Origin of the sequence: Streptomyces sp. NPDC051940 (genome assembly GCF_040680895.1) — a bacterium.
Taxonomy (GTDB): Bacteria; Actinomycetota; Actinomycetes; order Streptomycetales; family Streptomycetaceae; genus Streptomyces.
Genome location: NZ_JBFAXR010000092.1, coordinates 23,723 through 34,579, shown reverse-complemented (window position 1 = coordinate 34,579; position 10,857 = coordinate 23,723). Strand labels below are relative to the sequence as shown.

Here is a 10,857-nt window from a genome sequence, read left to right as displayed (position 1 = left end):
GCTTGGCGTACGGGTCGTACTCCCGGATGCCCTGCGAGGTGCGCTCGACGAAGCGCGGCCCGGGCGTCCCCGGGCCGGCCGCGGCCCACGGTGACCGGACCGCTGTCCCCTGCTGACCGGTCACCTCGACGGGGCGAGGTCCCACGGCGCACTTCACCGGAATGAGCTGAGCCGGCGCGCCACATCGCCCCGATCCGCCCGCCCGCCTCGCACCCGGCAAGACCGGCGGGAACACCGGGTTCAACGAATCGGCGCGCCGGCGGTAACGGCCGCGGCCTGGGGCCTGGAGCCTGAGGCCCGGAGATCGCGTCAGTCGCCCTCCGCGCCGTCCCGCTTCGGGACGAGAGGCACCGGCAGCAGCGGCAGCCGCAGCGCGGCGAAGGCCGTGTCCGGAACCGCCGGGGTGCGGGGCGGGACCGCCGGCAGGCGGTGGTACGCCGCGTCCTGGGACGGACGCGTGTCCGCCTCGCCCTTGTTGGGCCAGAGCGACATCGCCCGCTCCGCCTGCGCCGTGATCGTCAGGGACGGGTTGACGCCCAGGTTCGCGGAGACCGCGGCGCCGTCGACGACGGAGATGCCGGGGTGGCCGTAGAGCCGGTGGTAGGGGTCGATGACGCCCTCGGCGGGCGAGGCGCCGATCGGGCAGCCGCCGAGGAAGTGGGCGGTGAGCGGTGTGCCCATCACCTCGCCGATGTTCGTGCCGGAGACCCCGCCGATCTCCTCCGCGAGCTGCGTCGCGGCCGCCGCGCCCTCGGGGATGTGCACGGGGTTGGGCTCGCCGTGCCCCTGCGAGGCGGTGAGCAGCCCCTTGCCGGGGCCCCGCTTCTTGCGGCGCGTGTTGAGCGAGTTGTCGTACGTCTGCATGACCAGGGCGATGATCGTCCGCTCCGACCAGCGGTTGCCGAAGGCGATCCGCAGCACGGCCAGCGGGTGGCGGAGGTAGCCCGCGAAGAGGCCGGAGAGCGCGCGGCCCAGGGCGGTGCGCCGGTTGTGGTGGCCGGGGATGCACATGAGGGCCATCGCGTTGGAGCCCTTGCCGTACCGGACCGGCTCGATGTGCGTCGTGGCGTTGGGGTGGATGGACGACGTGATCGCGACGCCGCGGGTGAAGTCGAGTTCCTCGCCGCCGCGCTTCTTCGCCCATCCGCGGGGGAATGTGAACGCCCCCGTGAGCGCCTCGGAGTTCGTCCGCGTGAGCTCGCCGAGCCGGGCGGAGATCCGCGGCAGCTCGCCGGTGTCCCGCATCGTGTGCAGCAGCGTCTGCGTGCCGTACGTGCCCGCCGCGACGACGACCTTCTCCGCCCGCAGCACGCGCCGCTTGCCCCGCCGCCGCTTGTCCGTCGGCACGGTGGTGACGGCGTACCCGCCGTCGGGGTGGTCCGTGAGGCCGACGACGGTGGTCATCGGTTCGATGACGGCCCCGGCCTGCTCGGCGAGGTGCAGATAGTTCTCGTTGAGGGTGTTCTTCGCCCCGTGCCGGCAGCCGGTCATGCACTCACCGCACTCGGTGCACGCCTTGCGGGCGGGTCCCGCCCCGCCGAAGTACGGGTCCGGGACCTCCCCGCCCGGCTCCGCCTTCGCCTCGCCGGCGGCGTCCTGCCCGTCGCCGTAGAAGACCCCGACGGGCGCCATGTGGAAGGTGTCGCCGCAGCCCATCTTCTCGGCGGCGGCCTTCAGATGGACGTCGGACGGCGTCATGTGCGGGGACAGCCGCACGCCGAGCATCCGCTGCGCCTGCTCGTAGTACGGCTTCAGCTCGTCCTGCCAGTCGGTGATGTGGCCCCACTGGCGGTCCTCGAAGAACGGCTTCGGCGGTACGTAGAGGGTGTTGGCGTAGTTGAGCGACCCGCCGCCCACCCCGGCGCCGGCGAGGATCATGACGTTGGACATCAGATGGATGCGCTGGATGCCGTACAGCCCGAGCCGCGGCGCCCACAGATAGCGACGCAGGTCCCAGGAGTTCTTCGGCAGCGTCTCACGCGTATAGCGCCGCCCGGCCTCCAGCACGGCGACGCGGTAGCCCTTCTCGGTCAACCGCAACCCGGACACGGCGCCGCCGAATCCGGAACCGATAACAATGACGTCGTAGTCGTACCCGCTCACGGTGCTCATGGTCTATCCCTTCAACATCGATCCAGCCCCGCCCTCACGCAACCGCCACCTCCCAGCGGATGGCACCCTCGGCCCCGGGGGTGATGCCCCGGCCCCCGGGAACGGTGCCCCCGACCCCGGGAGCGGTGCCCCCGACCCCGGGGGTGGTGCCCCGGCCCCGGGGAGGTGCCCCCAACCCCGAGAGCGGTGCCCCCCACCCCGGGGAGGGTCGGCGCCGGCCAATCCCGCCTCCGCCCCGAGGGCCGGCGCCGAACCACCCACCCACCCCCCACTCCCAGGAGGCCTGGGGGGGCGAAGCCCCCTGAGGCAACGCGCCCCCGCAGGAGCGGCTGGCGCCGCCCACCGACCCGAACCCCCAGGGGGCCTGGGAGAGTCGGTCTGCCGCCGCACCACCACCGCCCGGGTGAGCCACCGCCTCAGCACCCACCCCCACCCCCCACTCCCGGGGGCCAGGAGGCGAAGCCCCACCCCCACCCCCACGGGGCCCGGGGGCGAAGCCCCCAGATCGCTCCAGCACCACGCACCTAACCCCCCACTTCCACGGGGCCTGGGGCGAAGCCCCGCCACCCACTTCCACGGGGCCCGGGGCGAAGCCCCACCCCCGCTCTCAGGGGGGTCTGGGGGCGGAGCCCCCAGAGGTTTTTCGAACGGGCAACCCACGCGGAGCGCTAGCGGAGGCGCAGGGCCTTCATCAGGCGCAGGCTGCGGCTCATGAACGCGGCGTAGCCCTCGTCGGACATGCCGAGCGCCGGTGCCATCGGTAGCACCCGCTGCTCGGCGACCGTCTGCGCCTCGGTGTACTTGAGGATGCCCTCGCTGCCGTGCCGCCGGCCGAGCCCGGAGTCGCCCATGCCGCCCATCGGCGACTGCACGCTGCCGTACGCCGAGGCGTAGCCCTCGTTGACGTTGACCGTGCCGGTGCGCAGCCGCGCGGCCAGCGACCGGCCCCGGCGGGCGTTCTTCGTCCAGACGCTGGAGTTGAGGCCGTACGGCGTGGCGTTGGCGCGGCGCACCGCGTCGTTCTCGTCGCTGAAGCGGTACACGGAGACGACGGGCCCGAAGGTCTCCTCCTCGCACACGGCCATCGGCTTCTCGACGCCGTCGAGGATGGTCGGCTCGTAGAAGTACGGGCCGACGTCCGGCCGCGCCCGCCCGCCGGCGAGCACCTTCGCGCCCTTGTCGACGGCCTCGTCGACATGCCGCTGCACGGTCTTCAGCTGCCGCTCCCCCGCCAGTGACCCCATGTCGGCGCCGTAGCCGAGGGCGGCCCCGAGCCGCAGCGCCTTCGTCCGCTCGGCGAACCGGGCGAGGAAGTCGTCGGCGATCCGCTCGTGGACGTACAGCCGCTCCACGGAGATGCACAGCTGGCCGGCCGAGGAGAAGGCGGCCCGGACCGCCCCCGCGGCGGCCTTGTCGAGGTCGGCGTCCTCGCACACGATCATCGCGTTCTTCCCGCCCAGCTCCAGCGAGACGCCGACGAGGCGCGCGGCGGCGCCCTGGGCGACCTCGCGGCCGGTGCGGGTGGAGCCGGTGAAGGAGACGTAGTCGGCGTGCCGGACGACCTCGGGCCCGATGACGGGACCCTCGCCGATCACGACCTGCCACACGGCCTCGGGCAGCCCGGCCTCGATGAGCTGCCGGCGCGCCCACAGGGCGGTCAGCGCGGTCTCGGTGTCGGGCTTCATCACGACGGCGTTGCCCGCGACGAAGGCGGGCAGGGCGTCGCCGACGGACAGCTCCAGCGGATAGTTCCAGGGCGCGATCTGGCCGACGACGCCGCGCGGGTGGCGCAGTTCGCGCACGCGGGTCAGGGTCGGTATGGCCCCGGTGTGGCTCTTGGGCCGCAGATAGGCGGCGGCCTTGCGCCCGTAGTGGCGGGCCGCGACGGCGACGGCCTGCACCTCCTCGTGGGCGTGCAGCCGGGTCTTGCCGGTCTCCAGCTGGATGAGGTCCAGCACCTCGTCCTGGCGTGCGAGCACCAGGTCGTGGAAGCGCAGCAGCACGCCGGCCCGCTGCCGTACGGGCCGGGCGGCCCATTCGCGCTGTGCCTCGCGGGCGCGCTCGTAGGCGGCGGCGACGTCCTCGGGCCGGGCCTCGGGCAGGGTGGCCAGCACCTCCCCGGTCGCCGGGGTGTGGCTGCGGGTCTCCCCAGCGCCCGGGACGCCGCTGGTGAGGCGGCGCAGCAGGTCGGGGGTGACGACATCGGCGGCGCGTCGGCTCCCCGCGGGCGCGGCGGCGGGGTTGCCTCCGGCGGGGGTGGGGGCGTTGTCGGTCATACGGGTGAGCGTACGGCTCGGGATGGCCGTTGTGTACCCATCGGTAACCGGATTCCGCCAGCGATTACTGGCGCCGACGTGCGACGGTCACTCCGCGAACGACTCCACGGCCGCCGCCTCGGCCGCGGCCCCCGCCGCGACGGCGTCGGACACCCCGTCGAAGAGCGCCGGCCGGACCCCGTCCCGCCGCGTCCTCCCCCACGTCCCCACGAGCAGACCGTCCGCGACGACCGCCGCGCGGATCTGCCCGCCGCCGGGCGCGAGGTCGCGGGCGCGGCCGGCGGGGACAGACCAGGAGCGGTCGCGGTGGCCGAGCCAGTAGCCGTCGTACGCCGGGAGGAGCCGCACGTCGGGAGCGGCGGCGGCGCCCGGGGCGGCGGTACGGGCCGGGCGGAGCGACGCCCACGCCGTACGGGCGGCGCCCAGCGGCAGACCCGACCAGGCCGCGAAGTCCTCGGGTTCCGCGGGGGCGTAGGCCCGGCGGTGGCGCACGGCCAGCTCGGCGACCGCCGCCTCGCCCACGGGGCCCGGGCCGGACGGCAGCCAGTCGCCGGCGGCGACGTAGGCCGACTCGCCGTCCTTGCGCGGGCCCTCGCAGACGAGTCCGGTCAGCGCGGCGCGCCGGATGAGATGGATGGGCGCCTGCCCGGTGGTGTCCACGCCGAGGGACGCGAGCCGCTCGCCGAGCTCCGCGCGGGTGCGCGGACCGTCGGCGACCTCGGCGGCGATCAGGGCGAGGGCGCGCCCGGTGAGCGCCTCGTCGAGCCCGAGCGCGCGGTAGCGCGCCGCCGTACCGGCGATGAGGCGCTCGCCGTACAGCGCGAGCAGCCAGCGGGCGTCGGCGGCGGGTACGAGATGCAGGGTGCCGCGCATGAACCAGCCGCGCACGACGGAGCGTTCCGTCTCCAACGCGCGGCGCACACCGGCCGGCGTGAGCCCCCGCGCCCGCGCCCGCAGCCCGAGCGCGGCGGCCCCGGCGTCCTGAGCCTGCAGCGCGAACACCCGTTCCACGACCCCCGCCACGGACCGGGCCCGCTCCCCACCCCCCACGAACTGCGCCCGCGCCCGCACCCGCCGCAACTCCGCGCCGCTCAACGCCATACGCGCAACCCTACGGTCCCGCCAGCGCCGGACCTGGCAGGACGGCAGCGGTCCGCGGCTACCGGACCACCCGCCGCCGTACGCCGTACACCAGCGCGCCCACCGCCAGAACGGCCGCGCCCGAGGCCACCGATGTCAGCGGGAGGGCGAACGCCAGGGTGAGGCAGCCCGCGAGGCCCAGGAGGGGGAGCCAGCGTGGGGGGCGGCCCTCGTCGGGGCGCAGGGTCCAGGCGGAGGCGTTCGCGATCGCGTAGTAGGCGAGTACGCCGAACGACGAGAAGCCGATCGCCCCGCGTACGTCGCCGAACGCGGCCGCCACCGCGACCACCGCGCCGACCGCCAGCTCCGCGCGGTGCGGGACCTTGAAACGCGGGTGCACCGCGGACAGGCCCCGGGGGAGATGGCCGTCGCGCGCCATCGCCAGCGTCGTACGGGAGATGCCCAGGATCAGCCCGAGCAGGGAGCCGAGGGCCGCGACGGCCGCCCCGACCCGTACCACCGGCGCCAGCCACCCCGCGCCGGACGCGCGGACGGCGTCCGCCAGCGGGGCGGTGGCGGAGGCGAGGCGGTCCGGGCCGAGGACGGCGAGCACGGCGACGGCGACCAGGCTGTAGCAGACCAGCGTGATGCCCAGCGCGACCGGGATGGCGCGCGGGATCGTACGGGCGGGGTCGCGGACCTCCTCGCCCAGCGTGGCGATGCGCGCGTAACCGGCGAAGGCGAAGAACAGCAGCGCCCCGGCCTGCAGGACACCGCCGAACGTCGCGTCCGCGCCGATGTCGAGCCGGCCCGCGTCGGCCGCCCCGCCGCCGAGGCAGGCGACGACCACGCCGGCCAGCACGGCCAGCACGACGGCGACGATGACCCGGGTGAGCCAGGCGGACTTCTGCACCCCGGCGTAGTTGACGGCGGTCAGCGCCACGACGGAGGCGACGGCGACCGCGTGCTGCTGGTCCGGCCAGGCGTACGAACCGACGGTGAGCGCCATCGCCGCGCACGACGCGGTCTTGCCGACGACGAACGCCCAGCCCGCGAGGTATCCCCAGAACTCCCCGAGCCGCTCCCGCCCGTACACGTAGGTCCCCCCGGACTCGGGGTACCGGGCGGCCAGCCGCGCCGACGAGGTGGCGTTGCAGTACGCCACGACCGCGGCGGCCGCGAGGCCGGGCAGCAGACCGGACCCCGCGGCGCGCGCGGCGGGCGCGAGCGCCGCGAAGATCCCGGCGCCGAGCATGGAGCCCAGGCCGATCATTACGGCGTCGCCGACGCCCAGCCGTCGCTGTAGTTGAGCCATGCGGCTCTTCTATCAGGCCCGGGTGACCGGACGGTTCCGGGTGTCCCGTCCCCACCGCGCGCGGGCTCGTAGCATGGCCGGGGGACCCCAGCCGTCCCTTCCGCCTCGTACGACCCGGAGCACGCACCATGGTCAACCGCGACGCCGCCGCACTCGACGACCCGGTGGGCGCATCGCTGCGCGGGCACCACGCGCACCTCGCGCGCAGCCTCGGCGGGGCCGCCGCCTACCGGCCGGGGGTCGCGACGTTCGCCACGGTGAACGGCGATCCCGCGGCGTGGGCGGACCTCGCGCGGCTCCTCGGGCGGGGGGAGCTCGCCGACATGTTCAGCTCCACGGCGACCCCGCCCGCCGACTGGGAGCCGGTCTTCGTCCACGAGGGCCGGCAGCTGGTCTGGGACGGCACCGAGGCGGAGGGCGACCCCGGCGTCGTCGAACTCGGTGCCGCCGACGTGCCCGCCATGCTCGAGCTCGTCGCACGGACCCGGCCCGGCCCGTTCCTGCCCCGCACCCGCGAACTCGGCACGTATCTCGGCATCCGCCAGGGCGGCGCGCTGGTCGCGATGGCGGGCGAGCGGCTCCATCCGCCCGGCTGGACGGAGATCAGCGCCGTCTGCACCGCCCCCGAGGCCCGCGGCCAGGGCCACGCGGCCCGCCTCGTCGCCGCGCTCACCGCCCGCATCACGGCTCGCGGCGAAAGCCCCTTCCTGCACGTCGCCGCGGCGAACACGGGCGCGATCGCCCTCTACGAACGCCTCGGCTTCGAGACCCGCAAGCCGGTCACCTTCCGCGGATACCGCACGCCGTGAGCGGCAGCCCCGCGAACGGTCAGGGCAGCTGCCGCTCGACGGCCGCGCGGCCCTCCTCCGCCAGCTTGCGGCGGGCCCACTCCAGGCTGTGCGGGGTCACGTCGCGGCCGCTGGCCATCACGTAGTCCTCCGGGGAGATCTCGCCCTCCGGGGCGCTGTGCAGCTTCGCGTCCGGGGTGACCGGGGGCTGGCGCGGGTCCTGGCCGGTGTCGCCGTAGCGGCGCTCGAACTTGGCGATCGCGCCCTCGGAGTCGATCACGCGGGCCTTGCCCGTGTAGAAGGGGTGGCTCTCGGAGGAGATCTCCACGTCCACGACGGGGTACGTCTCGCCGTCGTCCCAGACGATGGTCTCCTCGCTGGTGGCCGTGGAGCGGGTGAGGAAGGCGTAACCGGCGGCCCGGTCGCGGAAGACGACGGGGTGGTAGGGCGGGTGTTCGTCCTTCTGCATGCTGCTCTCCTCGCTCGCCGCGAAGCGCACGCCCTGTCCGTGCGCCCCGACCAGCGTGACCGGGCGGGAGGCGGGGAGCCAGCGGGGGCGTCCATCCGGACGACCACAGGGCGGCCGGGTCGGTCCGCGCGGCCCGGGGCCGGGCCGACGGGCGTCCGTTCAGCCCACCGGGCTGTACGTGTTCTCGGCCTGCTGGTAGAAGACGTCCACCGAGCGGCGGTCCTGGATCGGGCCCTTCACCAGGACGACGTGGAAGCGGCCGTCGATGACCGTCACGAAGTTGCGGCCGATCACCTCACGGCCGTCCTCCTGCCAGGTGAACGTCCCGATCACACACGGCCGGGTGCCGATCGTGACGTTCCTCAGCGCCGAGCTCTCGCCCCAGCCGGTCGACGCCCGCTGGCCGGCCAGCTCCGGCTCGTGCTTGAGCTGGTACTGCATCAGGTCCGCGCCGTACCGGTCCGTCGAGTCCCGGCCCGCCGCGACGAGCATCTCGTACCGCCCGTCCGGGCTTCCGTACCGCACCGCGCCCGTCGAGGCGTGCCCGAGCCGCTGCCAGGTCCTGTGCATCGCGACCCGGAAGCCGTCCTTGTCCTCGCGCATCACGAAGTCCTTGGGCAGTTCGGCCGGATCGGTCCCCTCCGCCGGGGGCGCGGAGGACGCCGTCGGCTCCGTCAGGTTCTCGACCTCGTCGCCCTCGCCCTGCGCCTGGTCGTTCTGCGGCTCCGGACGCGCGCCGCTCACGGACTGCCGGCGCTGGTCGCCGTCGTTGTCGCCGCGCTCCGCCTTCGGCAGCACGAACGCGGCGATCGCGATCGCCGCCACCATCGCCATGAAGATCAGCGCGATCAGCCACCGGCCGAGGCTGTTCGCGCCGCGCCGCCGGGTCCTGCGCGCCTTCTTGTGCCGGGCGCCCTGCGTCGACACCAGGGGTTCCATCGCGGCCCGTGAGCGCCGCCGCCGCACCAGTTCGCCGCGCCGCCGCAGGATCGGCAGCCGGCGCGGGTCGGCGCGGCCCGGGGTCAGCGGCGGCACCGTGACGGTGCGGCTGCCGATGTCGGGTTCGGGGGCGGTGCGGATCAGGGAGCGCAGCCAGCCGCGCAGCTCCTCGAAGTCCGGCCGCTCGGTGGGGTCCTGGCGCAGCAGCGACTCGACGACGGGCCGCAGCGCGCCGCACTCCTCGGCCATCGCCGGGGGCTCCCCGCATACCAGCTGGACCAGCTCGGCGACGTGGTCCTCGGGATACGCCGGGTGGCCCTGGACCGCGCGGAAGAGCAGCGCGCCGAGCGCCCACAGGTCGGCGGCGGGGCCGACGGGCGGGGCGAGCTGCCAGTGCTCGTGCACGGGTCCGGCCTGCTCGGGCGACCAGCGTTCGGTGACCGGTCCGACGACCTGCATCCGCATCTGGCGGGCGCGTTCGGCGTCGAGCCGGGTGCGCGGACCGCCGCGGCCGGGCGCGGCGGCCTGTACGGGTGCGGGGTGCGCGCGTGCGGGCTCGGGCGGGCCCGCCAGGGGCACGCTGATGGACGCGCCGGGCCGGGGTCCGGGCAGGCTGCCGCCGTACGCGGCGCTCCCCCGGCCGTCCTTCTCCGGCGCGGGGCGGTGCGTGGGCAGGGGCGTCTGGCCGGTCGCCCCGCCCGGGTCGGACGCGGTCGGGTCGGTCCGGCCTGCCCCGTCCGTCTCGATCCGGTCGGAGTAGACCGGCCCGCCGGCGAGCCGTGCGGCGGCCGCCTGGGCTCCTGCCCGGTACGTCGCGATGGCGGACCGGGGTGCCCCGCCTCCCTCGTCCCCCTCGCGGGCCGTCGCGAGGGCCGCCCGTCCCGGCCCGTCCGGCTCCGCCCGCCCGGACGCCTGGGCGAACAGCCGCTCGGCGAGACTCTGCGCGGGCCGCGCGCCGGGACCACCGGGGCCGGCGGAGGGACCGCCTGGGCCCGCGGAGGGACCACCGGGGCCCGCAGAGGGACCGCCGCTCACCAGGGGCCCGTGTGCGCCCGCGGGGCCGCCGGGATGCCCCCCGGCGTCGAAACGGGCGGAGGTTCCCCCCGGCACGTACCCACCCGGGTGGGCCCGCGGGCCGCCCGCGCCCGGCGCGGGCAGGAACCCCGTGGCCGGATCGGGCAGATCGGGCACCCGCCCGTCCGGGCCCATGGGCCGCGTGGGCACCCCGCCCGGCGGCGGGCCCGGGCTGCCCGCCGGGCGCGGGGGCTGGCCCCAGCCCGGGGGCGGGGGCAGCGGGTCGTACCCGCACAGGGCGTCCTCGGCGGCGCCGGAGGCCAGCCCGGTGAGCACGATCCGGCCGTCGTCGCAGACCAGGACCGTGCGCGGGGTGATGTTGCGGTGCGCCCAGCCGTGCGCGTGCAGCGCGCGCAGGGCGGTGAGGATGTCGGCGGCGACCTCGGCGCCCCGGTAGGGGCTGAGGGTGCGCTGCGAGAGCAGGGCGGCCAGCGGACGCGCGGGGACCAGCTCGCTCACGACCCAGATGCTGCCGTCCTCGTCGAAGACGTCGAAGACCTGATCGAGACGGGGATGGTCGGGTATCGCCGCGGCGGCGCGCGCCGCGTCCAGCGCACGCTGTACGACGGGGTCGGCGGTGTCCGGGGCCGGCAGGCCCGCCGGGCCGTCCGCTAACTCCGCCTCGACGATCTCGGGCAGCGGCACCTCCCGGACCACGACCTCCTGGCCGCTGTAGGTGTCGAACGCCCGGGTCTCCAGCGGCTCCCCGTCGTCGGCGCGGCGGGGCAGCCGGTAGCGTCCGGCGAGCACTCGCCCTGCGTACTCGTCCACGACACCTCCCCACCAGCGAGTTCGCAACAGACC

6 protein-coding genes and 1 pseudogene are annotated in these 10,857 nt (G+C 75.7%); 1 reads left to right on the top strand and 6 read right to left on the bottom strand.

The genetic code is table 11. The features are described 5' to 3' along the window. Positions 1-309: 309 nt before the first annotated feature. From AB0M28_RS28635 to AB0M28_RS28620, 4 genes are all read right to left on the bottom strand, one after another. Complete coding sequence (locus AB0M28_RS28635) at positions 310-2,112, bottom strand: GMC family oxidoreductase (RefSeq protein WP_365411085.1); 1,803 nt, start codon at positions 2,110-2,112, stop codon at positions 310-312. A gap of 668 nt (positions 2,113-2,780) precedes the next feature. Beyond that, positions 2,781-4,388 (bottom strand): succinic semialdehyde dehydrogenase, encoded by a 1,608-nt coding sequence (locus AB0M28_RS28630; protein ID WP_365411082.1) that lies wholly within the window; start codon positions 4,386-4,388, stop codon positions 2,781-2,783. 87 nt (positions 4,389-4,475) lie between these two features. After that, a complete protein-coding gene (locus tag AB0M28_RS28625; RefSeq protein ID WP_365411079.1) occupies positions 4,476-5,489 on the bottom strand; it encodes a crosslink repair DNA glycosylase YcaQ family protein in 1,014 nt (337 codons plus the stop codon). Positions 5,490-5,547: 58 nt separating this feature from the next. Next, complete coding sequence (locus AB0M28_RS28620) at positions 5,548-6,783, bottom strand: amino acid permease (RefSeq protein WP_365411076.1); 1,236 nt, start codon at positions 6,781-6,783, stop codon at positions 5,548-5,550. Between the two features lie 128 nt (positions 6,784-6,911). Here AB0M28_RS28620 and AB0M28_RS28615 point away from each other — a divergent pair, with 128 nt between their 5' ends. Then, positions 6,912-7,592: a GNAT family N-acetyltransferase gene (locus AB0M28_RS28615; RefSeq protein WP_365411074.1), complete on the top strand. Its 681-nt coding sequence runs from the start codon at positions 6,912-6,914 to the stop codon at positions 7,590-7,592. A gap of 211 nt (positions 7,593-7,803) precedes the next feature. On the opposite strand, the pseudogene AB0M28_RS28610 reads toward AB0M28_RS28615, so the two are convergent. Further along, positions 7,804-8,040 (bottom strand): annotated as a pseudogene (locus AB0M28_RS28610) (type B 50S ribosomal protein L31); the annotation flags it as partial. Between the two features lie 159 nt (positions 8,041-8,199). Continuing rightward, positions 8,200-10,824: a serine/threonine protein kinase gene (locus tag AB0M28_RS28605; RefSeq protein ID WP_365411071.1), complete on the bottom strand. Its 2,625-nt coding sequence runs from the start codon at positions 10,822-10,824 to the stop codon at positions 8,200-8,202. Positions 10,825-10,857 lie beyond the last annotated feature (33 nt).